Raw genomic sequence first — 21,054 nt, 5'->3', positions numbered from 1 at the left:
TATGGAAAGAGATGAATTTTTAAAAACCCTGGGAATCAGCTTTGCAATGGTATGTGCAGGTACATGCTTTCAGGCCTGTGGAAAGAAAGGTGATGGAGATCAGGATCCTGGGACGGGTACCGGCACCACAGCCAGTGTAGAAATTGCTTCTCTACCAGCAGTCGGGAGTAAAGTAACTGCTAATGGGATCTTATTCTTCAGAATAGCTGCAAGCAACAGTGTGAATTCTTTTATTGCAACTGCACCTGTTTGTACACATGAAGCAGGACAGCTGATTTGGGTACAGGCAGAGAATAGAATAAAGTGCACGAATCATGGTGCAGAGTTTAGCAGTGCGGGAACTATATTATTAGGCCCTGCTACTACACCATTAAGGGTATATCCGGTGACTCTAACCGGCACGACGTTAATAGCGACCAAAAGTTGATAAATCGATAAACCCAGCCCTTAAAAAGGAGAGAGAATAACGTATTAGGTGGATGCTGCATTAACTTTGATGGCGCATGCTGAGCCGTCGAAGTACTCAGACCAACCACTGTAGTTAGAGATTGCTTGCAACCGTCGCCCCCGGTTTATTTACCTTAATCTCAAAAAGCTTATTCCACTTTTTGCCGGTTACAAATAAACGCCTGCCCTGAGCATCCCAGGCTATGCCATTAAGAACATACCCGGTCTCAAGCCGGTCTGCATACGGGGCCAGATCCTGCAAATTTATTTCGGCTTCTACACCACCGGTTTTAGGGTCAATAATAACTATTCGATCTTGCTGATAGATATTTGCGTAGATCTTACCGTCAATATATTCTAACTCATTCAGACTGTCAACAGGACCCTTACTATCGTATACCTGTATTATACCTTCTCTTTGATAGGTGTTTTTGTCTAACAAATAAATAATATTTGAACCGTCAGTACTTAAAATATGATTCCCGTCAAAAGCCAGGCCCCAACCTTCACCTGTCCCTGAATTATGTGGAAACTCGGATACTTTACTAAGGCTATTTTTATCATAAACGAACCCGATACGCTCCTGCCAGGTTAACATAATAATTTTGTCGCCTATCACCGTTATCCCCTCAGCAAAAGTTTGAGCCGGAATGTCCACTTTTTGTAAAACGCGCCCTGTCTTCAAATCCACTTTACGCAGACTTGACTCACCGTACATTCCGTCACTTTCAAATAAAATACCATCATGATATTCCAGTCCTTGGGTATACGAACTAGTATCGTGGGGAAATGTATTCACCACTTCGTAACTGTACTTACTAGGAGCTTTTGAAGGCAGCAACTGAATATTTGATGTTATCTCGGTTGAATCTGTACCAGCATAGATGATGGCCGTTAACAAGCGACCTCCAAATGGATAACCCGACGTTGAAAACTTAACCCCTTGAGTGTCTCTTCGGCTGCCAACCAACTCGTTATCAACCAAATACTTTATAGAATCAAATTTGCCGGGCTCTACGTTAGTTTTAAGTATAACGCTTTCACCTGAAACTACCCGGGCGCCTTCGGTTGGAGACACAAAAGAAATGGGCAGGCTATCCGATCTCTTGCAAGAACTGATTATTGAAGCTATTATCGTACAGAGAAAAAAAAGCCGTTGTGTTAATCTACCAAAAAGCATCTTCAATATGTTTCAGTTTATATTCTCCATTCTTTCCGAAAAGAATAGAAATAATATCAAAACGAATTTCACCTTTGAAATTCATAAGGTAAAGGTATTCTTCTGCTGCCTTTTGCAAAAGAATTTGTTTAGATTCATTGACAAAATCTTCGGGCTGACCGAAACCTGTAGTGGTACGGGTTTTTACTTCAACAAAAACAATACGCTTGTCGCGATAGGCTATCAAGTCGACTTCGGCTTTACCAAAGCACCAGTTTTCGTCGAGGATTTCGTAGGCGTTTTCTTCGAGGAACTTTCTGGCGATGGTTTCGCCTTGCTGGCCTAAAATATTGTGAACCGCCATTATTTTAAAATCACAGATCCCAGAAAACTTGATATCCCTTTTTCCACTTCCTTTACACGCATGTAACGTTGCATTAATATCGTTTGATTGTCTTCGTTCGTCTCCTGCTGGATTTCCTGCCGTATATTCTTAAGAATGCGATCAATCTTACGTTTCTTCAAATGAAATATACCGCCCAGAATGGTCGCCCTCATGTTCTCAGATTCATTACGCACATAAATCTTACGTTTGAGATACCAGTTTTCACTTAAATTATGCGGAGAAGAAACAAGTGAAATAGCCATCTCGGATATTTTAGGATCAGGGTGTTGAATAAAATCCTGAACAGTCGGCAACTCCCCGTTTTCGATTTGCTTATTATATTGTTCCAGAATTGCTTTACACTGAGGATTATCGAAGGTGACGTCGGCCAGGTTGGAAATTACATAAGGTGCAATGTAAGTGTCGGTTATACCGTCCCAGTGCACCAGTTCGTGACCATAGTTTAATAACAGACGGATAATTTCCCTTTCCTGAAACTCGTCGTTGTCGGTATAATTATCCGAATCTAAAAACCCATCTGGTGGTGGCAATTCTTCCGGCTGGCCAGATGGCGGCTCAGCCCGGCTGCTTTCCTTTTTATTCTTGTTAAGCCTTAGCTTATTTAGTTCAGCAATTAAAACGCGCTCTTCAATTTGCATTAAAGAACTGCACTCACGGATAAAGACAGAGGCCTTTATACCATCAGGTATTTTAGCGATGCTATCTACTACATCATGAATAATGCCCGCCTTTTTTATTGGATCGTTACCTGCATCCTTTAAAAGAATGGATGTTTTATAGAGTATAAAATCTTTTTGATTCTTCTCCAGGAATGTTTTAAAGGCGGCACTTCCCAGCTTCTGCACATACGAATCAGGATCATTTCCTTCCGGGAAGAGCACCACTTTCACATTCAGCCCTTCCTCCAGTATCATATCCAGACCACGAAGTGAGGCTTTAATCCCGGCTGCGTCGCCGTCAAAAAGGATAGTGATATTTTTTGTAAACCTCGAAATTAACCTGATTTGCTCTATAGTAAGGGAGGTTCCCGAAGAAGCCACCACATTTTCGATTCCGGCTTGTTGCACCGAAAGAACATCTGCATAACCTTCCACCAGGTAGCAGTTGTCTAGATCGCGAATGGCTTTTTTCGCGAAAAAGAGACCGTAAAGAACGTTTGATTTATGATAGATCTCACTCTCCGGTGAGTTTACATACTTTGGAACATTTTTATCGGTTTTAAGAGTCCGACCGCCAAATCCAATAATTCTCCCGGTAAAGTTATGAATCGGGAACATCACCCTTCCGCGGAAGCGGTCATAAAGTCCACCTTTATCGCTACGGATAGACAGCCCCGTTTCTTCTAAAAACTCTTCCTTAAAGCCTTCTCTGATTGCCTTCTCGCCTAAAACACCCCATTCGTCAGGAGAATAGCCCAGCTCGAATTTTTTGATGATATCATCACGGAACCCACGTTCTTTGAAATAGCCCAGTCCGATAGTTTGACCTGCTTGGGTTTCCCACATGGTCTCGCTGAAGAACTTCGCTGCCCAAGTCGAAATAACAAATAAACTTTCGCGACGACTATCGGCAATTTGCTGCTCCGGAGAGGCTTCGATCTCCTCAATTTCGATATTGTATTTATTGGCGAGGTACTTTAATGCTTCTGGATATGAATATTTCTCATGATCCATGATGAAGCGGGTAGAATCGCCGCCTTTACCGCATCCAAAGCATTTATAAATCCCTTTATTTACCGAGACGTGAAATGAAGGCGTTTTTTCATTATGGAAGGGGCAATTACCAATCAGGCTCGTACCTCTCTTTTTGAGATGCACAAAGTCGCCTACTACCTCTTCAATGCGAACGGTATCTAAAATCTTATCGACGGTTTCTTTGGCAATCATCAGCGTTACGAGTTTAAGTATTTTTTTATACTTTACCTGTCCAATATTAAAATCAATGAAAAATCTCTGCCTGATAGTGCTGGTCCTGTCAGTACTAACCGCGAGTTCTCAAAAAAAGCAAAACTACTACATTGAAGCCTACTCGTCTAACTCGAAAAGTATTAAAGGCTTTGTAACAGAACTCAACGATACTTCTGCAACGTTGGTATATAGGGGAAAAACATATAACATGTGTTACTGCGACTTGAGAAAGATAAAAGTATTTCGCCAAAAAAAATCTCCATTTTACTTTTATCCTTCATGGGTGGGCTTAGGCTTCATCGCAGCCAGTCCTTTTCAGTCCAATCTTTCTGAAGGACTAAAAACAGCAGGAATAGGCGCCGGTATTATAGTGTTCTGTGCAGCGATGGACGTTTCCTTTAAAAAAGCTACCAAAAAGATTACCATCGACAGCACCACCAACCTTAAAGCTTCTCTGCAGGAATACATTTTTGTTCCACCGCCTGAATGGAAAAAGTAATTTATTTTTTCCCTAATCGGTAGCCCTTGTGTAAAATCAAAAAGCTTGCCCGTTCCTGAGCTTTCAAAGGAATATCCCAGTTGCCCTGATAACTAATTTTTGTAGGAAGAAGAACCTCTCTATTATCAAAATATCCAAGTTCAATATTCATTTGAACATCAAAATCAAACGCAAGATTGTCGTATTTCATATCGACGTACCTACCCATAATTTGAAGATTCCGCTTATCAAAAATAGTAGTCAGCTCCTTTATCATTAATCCATCTTTCGTCCAGTTAGATAGATCGGGTTTAACCTTAACTACAAATTTATACACCGGTATAGTATCAAGATAGGTGCTGCTAAAGAAAGAATAATCGTAATACTGACGCATATTCGGCGTAAAGATGGCCGTTTTATTCCCGATAAAGGGAACGCCTTTTATCGGTCGCCCGGGACTAAAAATGAGAGTTTTTAGTTTGTCTTTATACGACTCATTACTACCACCGGCTTTTTTTCCGGAACCAGATGATGCAGAAGGCACAAAATCGGAATTATAGGCATTCATGAAAATGTAGTCAAACATTTCCACTGTATACAACTGGTACTTTCCGTTCTTCTTAAACAACTTGCCACTATCCTGCTTACTAAGGAGCTGCATTTTGTAAGGGCCGTCGTTATTATGGAAAATACGTCTGTAAATCTTCCCTTCTACCCGGTTCTTTTTATTGTAGGTAAACACCCGGTTTTCGGCAGTGAAACTATACTTTTTCATGTCCCGAAAAGCTTCATAGAAGCTGGTATCGGTTATGATTTTATCTATAAAAGTTTCAATACTTATTCTCTTCGACTTGATATTTATAGCCGAATCGAGGGTGATAGTAATAACTGTATCAGGATTAAAACGTGGAATTTGCTGACTTTTCGCAGAAATCACAACGGCAAAAAAAAGCAGCGTTATAAAAATTTTCTTCATCTCATCCAACCCGTTTTTGGGCTTCTAATTACCCAGCTGCCTTAACGCGGTGTAAGTCATTAATCCGACACTGGTTTTTAAAGCATTTTCATCTATGTCAAACGTCGGAGTATGCACTGATGATACAATTCCTTTTGCTTCGTTCCGGGTTCCTAAGCGATAAAAACAGGCGTCGGCTGCCTGAGAATAGTACGCAAAATCTTCTGCCGCCATCCAGATATCCAGATCCTCGACGTTTTCTGCGCCAAGGTATTCTACTGCAAAGTTGCGCACTCGTTCGGTGAGCTGCTCTTCGTTTACCAGGAAAGGATAGCCATTCACAATCTTAAAGTCACAAGTTCCACCCATGCTTTCGGCTATGCCCTCGGCCATTTTTTTCATTCTTCTGTGAGCCTCGGCACGCCATTCTTCATCCATGGTTCTAAAGGTTCCTTCGAGCTGAACTTCGTTTGGGATAACGTTTGTAGCTCCGTTAGCGATCACTTTACCAAATGACAAAACTGTAGGAAGCTTAGGATCTGAAACCCGGCTTACTATCTGTTGCAAAGCAACAATTATGTGCGAGGTGATTAAAACAGGATCGATATTTTGCTGAGGCTGCGCAGCGTGCCCGCCCTTTCCTTTCACGGTGACATACAGCTCGTCTGTGGATGCCATATATTTCCCCGACCGGATTCCGATTTTTCCGGCATCAATTAAGGGCATTACATGCTGGCCGATGACGGCCTGAGGCTTAGGATTCTCGAGAACCCCCTCTTTAATCATAATACTCGCTCCGCCGGGAAGTTTCTCTTCGGCTGGTTGGAAAATAAGCTTTATGGTTCCACCAAATTCTGGCTGTAAAGCTTGAAGCACCTTTGCAACACCTAATAAGGAAGAAGTATGAACATCGTGTCCGCAAGCATGCATCACACCTTCATTTTTAGATTTATAGGGAACATCATTAACCTCGACAATAGGCAAAGCATCCATGTCTGCACGCAAAGCTACTACAGAATCAGAAGGCTTATCGCCCTTAATTAATGCAACCACCCCGGTATCGGCCATAGCAGTCCATGAAATACCCAAGGTATCTAATTGTGATTTCACAAACGCCGAGGTTTGATATTCGGCGAATGAAAGCTCAGGATTTTGATGTAAGTGTCGTCTAAGACTTACCACGTCATTATGAATACTCTCTGCTAACGCCTGAATTTTTTCTTTCAACATATTTTATTACCCCGTTTGTTTGCCTGACATTATCTTCCGCGAAGGCAGAAGAATTTTGTTACCTCAAGAGGTCTCTCCTATCGTCGAGATTACAAACGGGCTATTTAAGTCTATTCCAAACCTGCTCCGTGGCAATTTTTATATTTTTTTCCGCTTCCGCAAGGACAAGGGTCATTTCGCCCGATTTTAACTTCTGCTCGAACAGGCATCGTCTTTTGAATTTCGCGGGTGTCTTCCATCGGAGCACCACCTCCGCTTGCTACTGCAGCAAGCTGAGGCTTTGAAACCTTTAATTTTGACAGATCCTGCTTAGGCCTTGGACGAGCTTCTCGCACCTCTTCAGATTCCTGAGATGGGATTCCACCTTTGAATAAGAAGCTTACTACGTCTTTATTCACAGTCACCAGCATTTGTTTAAACAAGTTAAAGGCTTCCATCTTATAAATCACCAATGGATCCTTTTGCTCGTAAACCGCATTCTGTACAGACTGCTTCAACTCATCCATCTCACGTAAATGCTCTTTCCAGGCCTCATCTATCAGCGCCAGAACCACTGTTTTCTCGAAAGACTTAAAGACCTCAATACCTTTGGTCTCCACCGCTTTTTTAAGATTTGCAGCGACCTGCATTCCTCTCAAACCATCTGTAAACGGAACGATGATATTTTCAATAAACTCACCCCGCTCTTCAAACACCTGTTTGAGTACAGGATATGCTTGCTGCGAAATGGCTTCAGTTTTACGTTGATAGAACTCCGTTACTTTTTGGAAAATCCGATCGGTTAATTTCTGAATAGATGTAGTTGAAAACTCATTTTCATCTATTTCCGGGTCTACCGAAAAGATCCTGATAAATTCCAGTTGAAAGCCTTCGAAATTGGCAGTCTCTTTGTATTCTGTTACGATATCTTCAACAGTATCGTAAAATGTATTGCTTAAATCTACTTCTAAACGCTCGCCAAACAGAGCATTTTTACGCTTTGCATAAATAACCGAACGCTGCGAGTTCATCACATCATCGTATTCAAGCAACCGTTTACGGATACCAAAGTTGTTTTCTTCAACTTTTCGTTGCGCACGCTCAATAGATTTGGTGATCATCGAATGCTGAATCACTTCACCTTCTTCAATACCCATCCTTAACATGATGTTTGAAATTCTTTCAGAACCAAACAAACGCATTAAATTATCTTCAAGAGATACGAAGAATTGAGAAGAACCCGGGTCTCCCTGACGTCCGGCACGACCACGTAATTGCCTGTCTACACGACGTGACTCATGTCGTTCTGTACCTACAATTGCCAAACCTCCGGCTTCTTTAACGCCTTCGCCAAGTTTAATATCGGTACCACGTCCTGCCATGTTGGTGGCGATGGTTACTGTACCTGCTTTACCTGCTTCGGCAACAATATCCGCTTCCTTTTGGTGAAGCTTGGCGTTTAACACATTGTGTCGTACTCCGCGGAGCTTTAACATCCGGCTAAGCAACTCAGAAATCTCGACCGATGTTGTACCAACTAATACGGGTCGCCCAGCCTTGGTTAATGAAGCAATTTCGTCGGTTACTGCGTTGTATTTTTCGCGCATGGTCCGATAAACTTTATCCTCCATATCCTTACGCTGCATTGGAACATTGGTAGGAATCTCCACTACATCCAGTTTATAGATCTGCCAAAGCTCACCTGCTTCAGTTGTAGCCGTTCCGGTCATACCGGCAAGCTTATGATACATTCTGAAGTAGTTTTGAAGCGTGATGGTAGCATATGTCTGGGATGCATCTTCGACCTTCACATTTTCTTTTGCTTCGATAGCCTGATGTAAACCATCAGAATAACGACGGCCTTCCATCACCCGGCCGGTCTGCTCGTCAACAATCTTTATCTTTCCTTCGTCGATGATGTATTCGACATCATTTTCAAAAAGTGTATATGCTTTTAAAAGCTGATTCACGGAGTGGATACGCTCAGACTTCACCGAGAAATCACGCATTAAAGCATCCTTTTTAGCCAATTTCTCCTCAGTGCTCAAGGTTGATTTCTCAATTTCAGCAATCTCCGTTCCCACATCGGGCATTACAAAGAAATGAGCATCTTCACCAGCAGTCGTTATTAGTTCAATTCCTTTCTCGGTAAGCTCTACCTGGTTCTGCTTTTCGTCTATTACAAAATAAAGCTCTTCATCTACCTTATGCATCTCTTTATTCTGATCCTGCATGTAGTAGTTTTCGGATTTGGTAAGGACCTGTTTATTTCCAGACTCACTAAGGAATTTGATCAGAGCTTTACTTTTAGGCAGGCCTCGATGTGCCCTTAAAAGCGCCAAACCGCCTTCTGTAGGGCCCGGTTTTCCTTCGGTGATCAGTTTTTTAGCCTCGTTCAAGGCTGTATTCACGAAAGTCTTCTGAGCGTTTACCAGGCGTTCGATACGTGGCTTCAGTTCATAAAACTCGTGCTCATCGCCTCGCGGTATCGGGCCGGAAATAATCAATGGTGTACGGGCATCGTCAATTAATACAGAATCGACCTCATCCACCATGGCGAAATGTAATTTGCGCTGCACCAGGCTTTCAGGCGCTTGCGTCATATTGTCCCGCAAATAATCAAAGCCGAATTCGTTGTTGGTTCCGAAAGTGATATCTGCTAAATATGCGTTTCTTCGGGCATCGGAATTCGGCTGATGCCTGTCGATACAATCAACGCTTAAGCCATGAAATTCGAACAAAGGACCATTCCACTCTGAGTCACGACGGGCCAGGTAATCGTTCACTGTTACGATGTGCACCCCTTGTCCCGAAAGGGCATTAAGATATGCGGGAAGGGTTCCCACCAAGGTTTTTCCTTCCCCCGTTGTCATCTCGGCAATTTTTCCCTGATGCAATACAATACCACCGATTAGCTGTACATCGTAATGGATCATATTCCACACCACCTCTGTCCCGGCTGCCAGCCAGGTATTGTGGTGAATAGCTTTATCGCCGTTGATAACCACATTGGCTTTTTTTGCCGCCAGATTGCGATCGAAGTCGGTAGCGGTTACTTCCAGTTGCTTATTTTCGGTAAGACGCCGGGCTGTTTCTTTAACTACCGCAAAAGCCTGAGGCAGAATCTCCATCAGTACAACTTCAAGCTGCTTATCACGCTCCTTTATTAACTTATCAACTTTTTCGTAAATATCCGTCTTTTCGTGGATCGATATATCAGAGCTTTCGGCCTCTGATTTTAATTCCCCAATCTCTTTATCAACCGCGGCCAGTGCTTCTGCGATCTTTGCTTTAAAGTCGGCTGTTTTTTGCCTTAACTCGTCATCACTTATCGAAGCCAGTTTAGAGTATTCCGCCTTAATTTGTTCTACCAGCGGCTGAATTTGTTTTATATCACGTTCGGATTTGCTTCCGAATAATTTATTTAAAAAACCTAACATGTCTACAGATTGAATCGTGTATTAATCAATAATTACGCCATGACCGCCAAGCAAGTCATTATGACATAAAGCAAGCAAAATTAATTTTATTTTGGCGAATTATCGCCTAGAAAAGCAATCAATTAAATAATAAGAAAGCGGGAGGAAGTTGTTGCTTTAAATGGAATCAGTATTATAAATCATCATCATCCCAATCAAACCAGGTGCTGCCTGAATCATCAGGATCTGGGTTCACTTCATCTGAGACCATTTTTACCGTATAATCGTCGGAGCGGTCGACCACATACCGTATGGCCCAATCGTCTTTCAGATCACCGGTCGGATCGAACGTTCTTATCCACTTCACAAACTCTATTCTAAACTCTTCAATAGCATCACGCATTAATTGAACGTAATCATTGGGATTAATTTTGATCAAGCGTGCGAAAAGAATCCCTTCAAACATTTCCCTTACGGCAAATTTAATTTTCAGGAGATTTTCCATTTTCAAAGTATACGACTCACATCCGGCTGCACCGGCAATCTTCGCTCCAAGAACAGAGGCATTACTTAATATCTGATGTTCAATATGCTCCTTCTGGTCATCGTCTTTTAACGAATCACAAATATGCTCCGCAAGTATTAAGATTTCGCGCGCTTTTTGATAAACGGGCAACTTTTCGATTTCGTCAAACATCGGTCGAGGTGTTGGTAAATACAATATCCATAATTCCCTTTAACAATATAGAATTTTATCTTTGCGAAATGAACATTCTTTTAATAGGTTCTGGCGGAAGAGAAAGCACTTTTGCCTGGAAAATATCTCAGAGTCCACTTTGTAAGCAACTATATATCGCCCCTGGAAATGCCGGAACGGGCAAGTTTGGAAAAAATATTAATTTATCCATCACTGATTTTAAAGGAATTCGCCAATTCGTATTAGAAAATGCCATCAATCTTGTCATTGTAGGACCAGAAGAGCCTCTTGTAAAAGGAATACATGACTATTTCCTGGCTGACGGCGATTTAAAATCCATCCCGGTAATCGGACCACAAGAGCAGGCCGCCCAGCTTGAAGGAAGCAAAAACTTCTCGAAGTCCTTTATGAAGAGGCACAATATACCCACGGCAGCCTATGCAACCTTTACTAAAAATTCTTTGAGTGAAGGCCTGTCTTATTTAGAAACACACAGACTTCCCATCGTATTAAAAGCTGATGGTCTGGCGGCAGGAAAAGGCGTATTGATATGTCAAACCCTTGAAGAAGCGCAGACAGAATTGGTCGCGATGCTGCAGGACGCCAAATTTGGAGAGGCAAGCAGCACAGTAGTAATTGAGGAGTTTTTATCGGGAATCGAATTGTCGGTTTTTGTTCTGACGGACGGGAATAGCTACAAAATACTGCCTGAAGCAAAAGACTACAAACGGGTGGGTGAAGGCGACACCGGTTTGAATACCGGCGGAATGGGATCAATCTCCCCGGTTCCGTTTGCAGACGCCGCGTTTATGCAAAAAGTGGAGGAAACCATAGTAAAGCCTACCATCAAAGGATTAAAAGATGATCATATACCTTATAAAGGTTTTATTTTTATTGGCCTGATGAACGATGACGGTGAGCCCCAGGTAATCGAATACAATGTACGCATGGGCGATCCGGAAACGGAAAGTGTGCTTCCTAGGATAGAAAGTGATTTCCTGGACCTGTTATTAGGTGTGGCCCAGGGGAATTTGGGTGAAAAGGAGCTGAAGATCTCTCCTAAAACTGCTGCTACCATTATGCTTGTTTCGAGCGGCTATCCGGGCGAATACATGAAAGGAAAAGTTATTACAGGGCTGGAAAACATCAGAGAGTCGTACGTTTTTCACGCCGGTACAGTACTGGATGATAGCTTAGTTAAAACCGCAGGAGGCCGTGTGCTTGCGGTAACCTCTTTACAGGACACCATGTTTGATGCGGTACAACAGGCGGTTGCCGATGCCGGCAGGATTTACTATGACGGGCGGTACTTCAGACTGGATATAGGCTTCGATTTGCTTTAAACGAGAAACACATTCAACAACTGTTGAGGATTTTCCCATTTTAGGATCAATTTTTGAATTTTGAGACGAAATTTAAACGGTGGTAAACGCCTTGTATAGCCAATACCCAATTGTGGGTATACTTTGGCACAATGTTATAGTGTATATTTGTAAAAAATTGTAATTGAGAATTCTATACCTTTTTATATTGCTTGCGGGGATTCTGCAGCCCGCCTATGCTTTAAATGGTAAAGGCCTGGTTCAAGATTCTGTAAAACAAGTTACAATCAAAGTCATCGCGGCAGAAAAGCCCAAAGAACTAAGTTTTGATAGCCTTGTAAAAAGCCGCGAGGTGACAAAACCGGTTTCTAAGCCTGCGGCAACGAGAGCCCCGAGCTTGAGGGCCCGATCGACAGTGAGGTCATCGAACTCAAAAAATCAAACCCCAAGTCAGAAAAATTCAGGAAGTCTGACGGAACAACCTTCAAAAGCTCGGTCTAAAAAAGCTGTAAGTCCTGATAAGTCAAAAACAACTGTTAAATCGACCTCTGCCGATGCTCATGAGGAAATCGCACATGCAGAAGTAATTGACGAGAATAATATTGTAGCGCCGACAAATGATATTAAGGCATCAAGAACCTATCTGTGGATAGGTTTTATGCTCATTGTTGTGGGGGTAATTCTCGGAATCCTCTTTGGAAAAATGGCCCTGCTTATCTCTTTTGCCGGATTGGTGTTTGTAATAATCGGTTATTCTATTTAAGAATTTCCGACAACGCATTTTCCAGCTGTTCGCCCCTCAAATTTTTTGCAATTATTTTACCTTGAGGGTCAAGAAGGAAGTTTTGAGGTATTGAGGTAACATTATACAGCAAAGCAACCTCATTCTTCCAGAAATTCAGATCAGATACCTGGGGCCATGTTAAGTTATCATCCTTAATTGCTTTCAACCAGGCTGCTTTGCCTTCGGCACGGTCCAAAGAAACTCCTAATACGGTAAAGTTCTTCTCTTTATACTGGTTGTAAACCCGAACAATGTTAGGATTATCCTGCCGGCAGGGCCCGCACCACGAAGCCCAAAAATCGACCAGTACGTACTTCCCTCTAAAATCTGTCAGTTTAACAAGCTTTCCATCAACGTCAGCCTGAGAAAATTCCGGAGCAACCGAGCCGACAGCAAGCTGCCTATCCTTGCTGAAACGTTCGTGAATAATTTTAGCAGATGGGGTTTTTCTAACATCTGCGCTTAATTGATTAAACAGAGCATCAACCATCTTATAGTCCTGCGAATATTCGGCAACCTCCGGCAAAAGCAGTACGCTGATGAATGCTGTTGGGTTAGATTTAATAAAGTCCAGCCGGATATTTTGAATCTCCTTTTTATATATCTCGTAGGCATTTTGGAAAACCAATTGAAGCGAATCGCGGCTGGCTCCTTTTTTTGCCTGCTCCATCAGTTGCAGATAAAGTTCATTAAACTCATTGGTATCAGAACTTTGCTTCTTTAAATATGCTTTGAAATCGAGATCAGCTTTAGAACCTACCACCTTTGCAGATGGCAGCTTATCGCCGATAGCTACCGACAATGTACCTTTGTCAATCAGAAACGACAATGCCGACGAATCAGCTTTAGCCTCCTTGTTAAAAGACAAAACTGCTTGTTCAGGCTCCTCAATCTCACCCTTCACCAGGAATTTCCCACCCGCTACAGACACTGTCATTACATCGGGTTTAGAGGCGCCGTACATTTTCACCCGGCTGAAATATAATTTTTTTCCTTCTAACAGCTCTGGGTCAATTGTACCTTTAAGCTCGAATTTCTGCTTTTGGGCAAAGCTCGATGTGGCCGATAAAAAAAGAAAAAGAAAAAGAAAAAATAAGTTAAATCGCATTTGTTGCTAATTAAGTTTCTGATATGTACGCCACCATAAATCTGGCATCTCTCCTGAAACGGCAATTTGATAATCTTCGTATCTGCAGGGGACTAAATGATAACGTTCGTTCTTTGAAGCGCCTACCGGATAGGGCACCTGCATCCACCATCTGTCGGTCTTTTTGCTCTTCACAAATACCAGTTCATGAGTATTATCTTTCAATGCAGCTCTGTAAATAAGATATTGCGATTTCGGCTGTAAGGGCAGGTCCTTTTTACGATGATAAAAACCATCGACAAAATACCATATCATTTGCGCCAGTAGGGTTGCTGTTTGCCCGTTGGCATCGTAAGCAGGATTAAATTCATAAAACCCGACGGATGATAGCTTATCACTCATTCCGGCATATCTGCAAATCTGGCAGGCCTCTTCCCCGTAAAAGCCATTGGGGCCGGCGTTGGCATTTGCGCAGGCATCCGAAGACCGAATGGCTGAAATATCGAAACTAAGGAGATTTGCGTTCCTGACAATGGGTTCCGACATCGTAACATTACCATAAAACTCTCCCAAACGATTTACATCAAACAGCAATTTTTCCATCACGCGTAAACTTTCCTGATTAACGTAGTAGGTTTGATACCCGATGTTACTATAGTTAAAAAGATAGTTGGGCTGATGAAGGAATATTTTATTTAAATAAGATGCCGAAGTGGTTTCAACAGAAGTATCGTGTTCCGAGTCGTCCAGGTCGAATTTGGGATCAACAACAACGAGATCAACTTTTTGCTCAAGCGCCTCGTAAGCCATGTATTGCGCATAGGTCAGATCCTGACCACCGCCTATTATTAGCGGAAGGATGTTCTTTTTCACCAGTTCTGCCACTATGGTCTTAACGGCGAAATAAGTGTCAGATACAGTGTTTCCAGCCTTAATATTTCCTAAATCTGCAATCCGTGTGTTATATGGGCCCTGGTATAAAGCATAAAACTTCTCGCGCACATAATCAGGGCCAAGAGCACACCCCTGATTGTTCACCGCATTTCTGTCTTCAAGCACACCAAAAATGGCAATATCAAACTTCTCGGCCTCTAAATCGGGAAATTCCTGGAGATATATTTCGCTGAGTGCGCCTAACTGACTGGTAAAAAATTCTGCATGAGAACTTACCTTATTAGAATCTACAGGTGTAAAGAAATCGGATAAAGACATGTAAGGGTTTATTGAGCTTCACAAACTTGTTCGGTCAAATATCTGCTTTATTCGGATAAATCCATCTATCAAAATGCTTTTCGCTCCAGTCCCCATGCTGCCCTTTCAGAAAATAAATTGTTGTAAGTTTGAACTAAATTTCAAAATTCCGTCTTGGATGATACTGGTTACCGGTGCTACTGGGTTTTTAGGTTCTGAATTAGTTAAACAACTGCTGGATAGCGGCGAAAATGTGCGTGCCTTAAAAAGGTCCGGATCATCTATTCCTCAGATCTTACAAAACTGTGAGTCTATCCGATGGTTCGAAGCCGATATTCTCGATTATTTTGCACTCGAGGAGGCTCTGGATGGCATTTCACAAGTGTATCATTGCGCTGCACTGTTGTCGTTTACGGCCGAAGACAAAAAGAGACAACTAACCATCAATAAAGAGGGCACTCAGCACATAGTAAATCTTTGCCTCGACAAAAACATACAAAAACTGTTACACGTGAGCTCGGTGGCCGCAGTCGGCGAATCGAAAGACAGTTCGCTGATCACTGAAGAAAATCAATGGCAGTTTGACGGAACCCAGCAAGGCTATTCGGTTTCGAAATACGAAAGCGAGATGGAAGTATGGCGCGCAATGGCTGAAGGACTGAACGCAGTGATCGTTAACCCATCTATCATCATTGGCAAAAATGCCGCGACCAAAGGAAGCGGTCAGATATTTGAGACGGTCAGAAAAGGAATAAAATTTTACACCAACGGAACGAACGGCTTTGTTGATGTGGAAGACGTGGCCAGAGCGATGATCTTACTGATGAAAAGCGATATTTCCGGAGAACGTTTTATAATCAACGCAGAAAACCGGAGCCTCAAAGAAATTCTAACTGAGGCTGCTAAAAATTTTGATCATACGCCGCCGGCCATAAACGCCAAACCCTGGATGATGGAACTAGCCTGGCGCGGAGCAGGACTGCTATCCCTGTTTAACGGCAAAAAATATGGCCTTACTAAGGATACCGCCCGCAATGCTTTTAAGAAAAGTGCTTATTCAAACGCGAAATTCGGACAACTTTTCCCGGATTTTACTTACAAGCCGATTAAAATCAGTATTAAAGAGATATGTGATGCCCTAAAGAAATAAAGAGGTTTACTACATTTGCAGCGATTTAAAGGAGGCTTTCCACACAATGAAGAATTACTATATAATTGACTTTGACAGCACTTTTACCCAGGTAGAGGCTTTAGATGAACTCGCGCGAATTTCACTTCAGGATAATCCCAACCGTGAAGCTATTTATAAACAAATAGAGGATCTAACCAATGCTGCGATGGAAGGCCGCCTTTCATTTCGCGAAAGCCTGACTCAAAGAGTAAAAGTACTTGAAGCTAATCGCGATCACTTAAAGTTGCTGGTGTCACGACTCAAGAAACTGGTTTCTTCGTCATTTTCGAGAAACAAAACTTTTTTCAAAAACCATCCTGATGATGTTTTAATCGTATCAGGCGGATTTAAAGAGTTTATTACGCCAGTAGTTCTTCCTTACGGGATTAAGAAAGAGAATATTTATGCCAACACTTTCCTTTTCGATGTAGACGGCAAAATTGTTGGCTACGACGACAGTAATCCACTGTCTGAAGAAGGTGGAAAAGTAAAACTTTTAAAGCAGCTAAAGCTTGAAGGAAATATTTTTGGTATTGGCGACGGCTATTCAGACTTTCAATTGAAAGAATCAGGACTCATCCAAAAGTTCTATGCTTTTACCGAAAATATTGCCCGCCAGAGCATCCTTGAAAAAGCCGACCACGTAACGCCAAGCTTCGATGAATTTTTATATATCAATCAGTTACCAAGGGCTATCTCATATCCCAAAAACCGTATCCTTTGTCTGATTGTAGGCGAAGTTCCAGACGAATCTATTCAGATCTTGAAAAAAGATGGTTTTTCAATTCGCCATAAATCCACGTTTGAAGAAAAATATGTACCTGATGTGGGGATGCTATTGTTGGCTGAAGGAGAGAAAGTTGAAGATGCGAAGCTCAAAGAGGCGATAAAGCTAAAAACCATCGGATATCTGGGGAACAGCAAACAACAATTCTCGCATAAACTGGCAACAGAAATGGGAATTGTAGTGTTTGATGACCCGAGAGATAATCCGAGAAACATTCAGTCTATTCCGAGACGAATGTCTGATTTTATCAACCGGGGCGATACTTACCTAAGTGCAAACTTCCCTAATCTTCAACTGTCTAAAGTAGGAAATGCACACCGCCTGTTGCATATTCACAGAAATGTACCAGGTATACTCGCCCAGATAAATCAGATTTACGCAAACCATAACATTAATATTCTTAGCCAGTTTTTAATGACTAACTCTACAATTGGCTATGTAATCACGGATGTGAGCGTTCAGTACGACAAACAAGTGCTTAAAGAATTAAAAGAGATCTCGGATACTATAAAGTTTAGGATTCTGTATTAGATTTAAACATGACGAAAAGCTTTTAGATGAATTTCTCCAATCTGGTTTCATCGAAGTATTTCCACCTGTACAGCTTTACCTTGAAGTGGCTCTGTATTGCGGCCATTGCAGGCGGTCTGGCAGGCAGCGCATCTGCACTATTTCTCATCTCATTAGACGGGGTAACTAACTTTAGAGAAGAAAATTTCTGGCTTTACTATCTTTTACCTGTAATTGGTCTTATTATCGGACTGATCTATCATTACCTGGGAACAACCGTAGAAAAAGGCAATAACCAGATCATAGATGAGATTATTCAGCCGCAAAAAGTAATTTCGTGGCACATGGCTCCGCTGGTTCTGCTGGGCACACTTTTAACACACCTTGGAGGCGGATCAGCAGGCAGAGAGGGAACAGCTGTGCAAATGGGTGCGGCTCTCGCCGACCAGTTAAATAAGTTATTCCCATTTAGAGCGGCAGACCGGAAAATACTGTTGATTTGTGGTATAAGTGCCGGCTTCGCTTCGGTATTCGGCACCCCTCTGGCGGGAACCGTCTTTGCCCTCGAAGTATACATCATAGGCAAAATGCGCTATGAAGCTTTGGTTCCATCGCTTTTCGCAGCAGTCGTGGCCGATCTGGTTTGCGACATGTGGGGAGCAGAGCATTTACAATACTCCATCCTGTCTACAAGCACGATCTCCTTTAAAAACCTTCTCCTTTGCATCCTGGCCGGTATTATTTTCGCCATGGCAGGCTGGCTTTTCAATAAACTTATTCCCTTTCTGAAAGCATATTTTAATAGAATACCCTATCCTCCACTCAGACCATTTGCCGGAGGGATAATTATTCTTATTCTTCTGCTGAGCTTAAACGATTTCCGATTAGCCGGTTTAGGATTACCAACGATTGTGGAAAGCTTTACCGCCGTGCAACCCTCGCATTTATTTTTCCTTAAGATTTTATTGACGGCCATCACTTTAAGTTCAGGTTTTAAAGGAGGCGAGGTTACTCCTCTGTTCTTTATTGGTGCAACATTAGGCAGCGCCCTCTCGCTGTTTTTACCACTCCCAACGGACCTTCTGGCCGCCATGGGTTTTGTCGCGGTCTTTGCCGCCGCCGCCAACACTCCCCTTGCCTGCGTCTTCATGGGAATTGAATTATTTGGGGGTGAACACGCTCTTTTTATTGCTATTGTTTGTATGACAGCTTATCTATTTTCGGGACATAGCGGAATCTATACCTCGCAACTTATTGGAACTCCAAAACATCTTCTCTGGACAGCGCAAAAAGGGAAACACCTCAAAGATTTGTAAATAAATCTTTATTAGTAAGATATCTAAAAAACCATTGGCATAAAATCGTGCAAAATCTGTTTATTTGTACCTGTTGGATTTTAAAGACGGAACCGTGCAAAATACGCTTGATATAAAAGTCGCAAAAACTACTGCTTCACGCCTGCAGGAAACAGATTTTAACAACCTACCCTTCGGGCATATTTTCTCCGATCACATGTTTGTTGCCGATTATGCAGACGGCGAGTGGAAAAATTTTCAGATAATGCCTTACGGGGACTTATCGCTAAGTCCTGCTATCGCATCATTACATTATGGGCAAACGTTTTTTGAAGGCTTGAAAGCATATAGTCATCCCGACGGCAAAATAGTGGTTTTCCGGCCCGAGAAAAATGCAGAGCGATTCAATCTTTCGGCACAGCGTATGTGCATGCCCGAGCTACCGGTAGAAATCTTTCTTGAAAGCATTGCGGCATTGGTAAATATTGACAGAAACTGGATTCCTAAGGCCGCCCATCATTCGCTTTACATTAGACCATACATGTTCGCTACAGACCCGTATCTTGGCGTTGCACCGTCTAAAACTTATAAATACATCATTTTAACCTGCCCGGTAGGCGCTTACTTTAGCAAGCCTTTAAAAGTTAAAATCGAAACTAAATACTCGCGCGCAAGTGAAGGAGGATTTGGATTCGCGAAAGCGGGCGGTAATTACGGCGGATCTCTGTTTCCTGCTCAGGAAGCGTTAAAAGAAGGTTTCGACCAGATCATCTGGACCGATGGCCGTGAGCATGCTTTTGTAGAAGAGCTTGGCGCAGCAAATGTAATGTTTGTAATTGACGGAAAGCTTGTAACTCCTTCTACAAGAGATACCATTTTAAAAGGTGTAACACGAGACAGTGTATTAACGCTTGCCCGTAAATGGGGCGTGCCGGTTGAAGAGCGCAGAGTTTCTGTAACTGAAGTGATTGAAGGACTGAAAAGCGGAAGACTTACCGAAGCTTTTGGTGCTGGTACAGCAGCTACAATAGCTCCAATAGCAAGCATAGGGTACGAAGGTCAGCTTTACACCTTACCCGATCAGTCTCAGGCCGAGTTTTCAAACAAGGTACTTAAAACCTTAAATGATATTCGTTACGGGTACGGACCGGATGAAATGGGCTGGAATTATGTAATATCCTGAAAGGCCTTCGTTATTTAAAAGGCTGCCAACCTCTGAAGATATTATCAATCGTGTAAGTTTTAGCTTCTTCATCCCTAAGCTGATGTGACCAGCTCACTCTTTTTGACGGGGCCGCTCCGGGCCCTTTGCTTTTATATTCTGCATAAAAAGCAGTTTGCTTGTTGCTTTCCTTGCCCCAATGATCCCAACCTTCAGGTTTTATTATCTTTCCCAAATTACACTTTATAAAAACGGTTTTTGCATAAGGGCGCCAAGGCCGGCCGAGGTAAAAACTATTGTCGGGAGCATCGCCCTTAATTTTACACTTGAGAAATACGTAACCAAACCTGGTAGTATCTGGCGTAGAAGCAGCCGTGAGGTAGCCGCCCTTCTTAGCAAAAATTTCACACTCGTCGAACAAAGCCGTTGAGGATCCAAAAATGAAATCTACCGTTCCTTCGATATAACAATCCTTATAATACTGCCGGCTGCCTTTTCCGTAAGTATATAGTGTGTCCTGAAAACCAAGAAACCTGCAATTCTTGAAAGCAGACTTATCGCCGGCAACCCAAACAGCTACCGCTTGCCCCACCGGCCCTGATGAATTTTCAAATGTGATATTTTCTGCCGTAAAGCCATCACCGTAGATATAAAAACTAGATGAGCCGGAAGTACCTTTTTCCTCGCCAAACTGATTCTTCTTCTGCGCAAAATCGTCGTAAGTAAGGATGGTTTGCTGCACATCCTCTCCAATCAATTTAACAAGCTGCTTCGAACCAGGGAGTACTAACTTCTCTTTGTAAACTCCCTTTTTTATGTAAATAGTCGTTATCCTTTTTCTAAAATCAGGAACAGCATTAATGGCTTCCTGCACAGTTTTGAAATTCCCGCTGCCATCCTGAGCCACCACAAAATCGTAGGCCACAACCTTAGCGAATAAGGCCTGAGAGCTTAATAGCAGAGCGATAAAGAATAAGATTGGGGATTTACATTGCAATGTCATTCTCAAAATAAGCTATAATTTTTTAAAGCTCCGCTACAAAGTTTCTATGAGCCTGAAACGAGGTA

Annotated in this window: 18 protein-coding genes; 8 read left to right on the top strand and 10 right to left on the bottom strand. The window is 42.4% G+C overall.

From position 1 onward, the window contains the following. The first annotated feature begins 1 nt into the window (after position 1). On the top strand, positions 2-427 hold the full coding sequence (locus J3P43_RS04990) for a QcrA and Rieske domain-containing protein (protein ID WP_255899833.1): 426 nt from the start codon (positions 2-4) through the stop codon (positions 425-427). A gap of 114 nt (positions 428-541) precedes the next feature. Here J3P43_RS04990 and J3P43_RS04985 read toward each other — a convergent pair whose 3' ends face one another. The 3 genes from J3P43_RS04985 to dnaG form a co-directional block, all read right to left on the bottom strand. Next, entirely contained in the window at positions 542-1,525 is a 984-nt protein-coding gene (locus tag J3P43_RS04985; protein ID WP_255899831.1) for a glutaminyl-peptide cyclotransferase, read from the bottom strand. Between the two features lie 88 nt (positions 1,526-1,613). Beyond that, complete coding sequence (locus J3P43_RS04980; protein WP_255899829.1) at positions 1,614-1,970, bottom strand: YraN family protein; 357 nt, start codon at positions 1,968-1,970, stop codon at positions 1,614-1,616. Beyond that, positions 1,970-3,898, bottom strand: a complete 1,929-nt coding sequence (gene dnaG, locus J3P43_RS04975; RefSeq protein WP_255899827.1) for a DNA primase — start codon at positions 3,896-3,898, stop codon at positions 1,970-1,972. The genes J3P43_RS04980 and dnaG overlap by 1 nt, the downstream gene beginning before the upstream one ends. Before the next feature lie 55 nt (positions 3,899-3,953). Between dnaG and J3P43_RS04970 the strand changes: the two genes are divergently transcribed. Further along, positions 3,954-4,418: a hypothetical protein gene (locus J3P43_RS04970; protein ID WP_255899825.1), complete on the top strand. Its 465-nt coding sequence runs from the start codon at positions 3,954-3,956 to the stop codon at positions 4,416-4,418. Between the two features lies 1 nt (position 4,419). On the opposite strand, the gene J3P43_RS04965 is transcribed toward J3P43_RS04970, so the two are convergent. The 4 genes from J3P43_RS04965 to J3P43_RS04950 all read right to left on the bottom strand — a co-directional run bounded on the left by J3P43_RS04965 (position 4,420) and on the right by J3P43_RS04950 (position 10,677). Further along, positions 4,420-5,373, bottom strand: a complete 954-nt coding sequence (locus tag J3P43_RS04965) for a hypothetical protein (protein WP_255899823.1) — start codon at positions 5,371-5,373, stop codon at positions 4,420-4,422. A 24-nt stretch (positions 5,374-5,397) separates the two neighbouring features. After that, positions 5,398-6,582 carry a M20 metallopeptidase family protein gene (locus J3P43_RS04960; protein WP_255899821.1) on the bottom strand — a complete coding sequence of 395 codons (1,185 nt, stop codon included), beginning with the start codon at positions 6,580-6,582 and terminating at the stop codon, positions 5,398-5,400. A 110-nt stretch (positions 6,583-6,692) separates the two neighbouring features. Beyond that, positions 6,693-10,001, bottom strand: a complete 3,309-nt coding sequence (secA, locus tag J3P43_RS04955; RefSeq protein WP_255899818.1) for a preprotein translocase subunit SecA — start codon at positions 9,999-10,001, stop codon at positions 6,693-6,695. A gap of 172 nt (positions 10,002-10,173) precedes the next feature. Continuing rightward, positions 10,174-10,677, bottom strand: coding sequence for a hypothetical protein (locus J3P43_RS04950; RefSeq protein WP_255899816.1), 504 nt, complete (start codon positions 10,675-10,677; stop codon positions 10,174-10,176). A gap of 68 nt (positions 10,678-10,745) precedes the next feature. Between J3P43_RS04950 and purD the strand changes: the two genes are divergently transcribed. Both purD and J3P43_RS04940 read left to right on the top strand, forming a co-directional pair. After that, the gene (gene purD / locus J3P43_RS04945) at positions 10,746-12,020 is read left to right on the top strand and encodes a phosphoribosylamine--glycine ligase (protein WP_255899813.1); all 1,275 of its coding nucleotides are present in this window, start codon (positions 10,746-10,748) and stop codon (positions 12,018-12,020) included. 163 nt (positions 12,021-12,183) lie between these two features. Continuing rightward, positions 12,184-12,762, top strand: a complete 579-nt coding sequence (locus J3P43_RS04940) for a hypothetical protein (protein WP_255899810.1) — start codon at positions 12,184-12,186, stop codon at positions 12,760-12,762. On the opposite strand, the gene J3P43_RS04935 is transcribed toward J3P43_RS04940, so the two are convergent. Both J3P43_RS04935 and J3P43_RS04930 read right to left on the bottom strand, forming a co-directional pair. Beyond that, entirely contained in the window at positions 12,755-13,891 is a 1,137-nt protein-coding gene (locus tag J3P43_RS04935) for a TlpA disulfide reductase family protein (protein WP_255899807.1), read from the bottom strand. The genes J3P43_RS04940 and J3P43_RS04935 overlap by 8 nt on opposite strands. A gap of 6 nt (positions 13,892-13,897) precedes the next feature. Next, positions 13,898-15,082: a formimidoylglutamase gene (locus J3P43_RS04930; protein WP_255899804.1), complete on the bottom strand. Its 1,185-nt coding sequence runs from the start codon at positions 15,080-15,082 to the stop codon at positions 13,898-13,900. Positions 15,083-15,239: 157 nt separating this feature from the next. Here J3P43_RS04930 and J3P43_RS04925 point away from each other — a divergent pair, with 157 nt between their 5' ends. From J3P43_RS04925 to J3P43_RS04910, 4 genes are all read left to right on the top strand, one after another. Then, positions 15,240-16,211 (top strand): NAD-dependent epimerase/dehydratase family protein, encoded by a 972-nt coding sequence (locus tag J3P43_RS04925; RefSeq protein WP_255899802.1) that lies wholly within the window; start codon positions 15,240-15,242, stop codon positions 16,209-16,211. Between the two features lie 46 nt (positions 16,212-16,257). Further along, positions 16,258-17,550 (top strand): HAD-IB family phosphatase, encoded by a 1,293-nt coding sequence (locus tag J3P43_RS04920; RefSeq protein WP_255899800.1) that lies wholly within the window; start codon positions 16,258-16,260, stop codon positions 17,548-17,550. A 26-nt stretch (positions 17,551-17,576) separates the two neighbouring features. Continuing rightward, the gene (locus J3P43_RS04915; protein ID WP_255899797.1) at positions 17,577-18,845 is read left to right on the top strand and encodes a chloride channel protein; all 1,269 of its coding nucleotides are present in this window, start codon (positions 17,577-17,579) and stop codon (positions 18,843-18,845) included. A 94-nt stretch (positions 18,846-18,939) separates the two neighbouring features. Continuing rightward, entirely contained in the window at positions 18,940-20,007 is a 1,068-nt protein-coding gene (locus tag J3P43_RS04910; protein WP_255900203.1) for a branched-chain amino acid aminotransferase, read from the top strand. Between the two features lie 10 nt (positions 20,008-20,017). Here the strand turns inward: J3P43_RS04910 and J3P43_RS04905 are convergent, their stop codons facing one another. Next, the gene (locus tag J3P43_RS04905) at positions 20,018-20,989 is read right to left on the bottom strand and encodes a pectinesterase family protein (RefSeq protein WP_255899795.1); all 972 of its coding nucleotides are present in this window, start codon (positions 20,987-20,989) and stop codon (positions 20,018-20,020) included. Positions 20,990-21,054: the final 65 nt, after the last annotated feature.

This window comes from Paradesertivirga mongoliensis, from assembly GCF_024436395.1.
Classification (GTDB): Bacteria; Bacteroidota; Bacteroidia; order Sphingobacteriales; family Sphingobacteriaceae; genus Paradesertivirga; species Paradesertivirga mongoliensis.
Note: the sequence above shows the minus strand (reverse complement) of the source record. Positions and strands in the feature narration are given on the sequence as shown.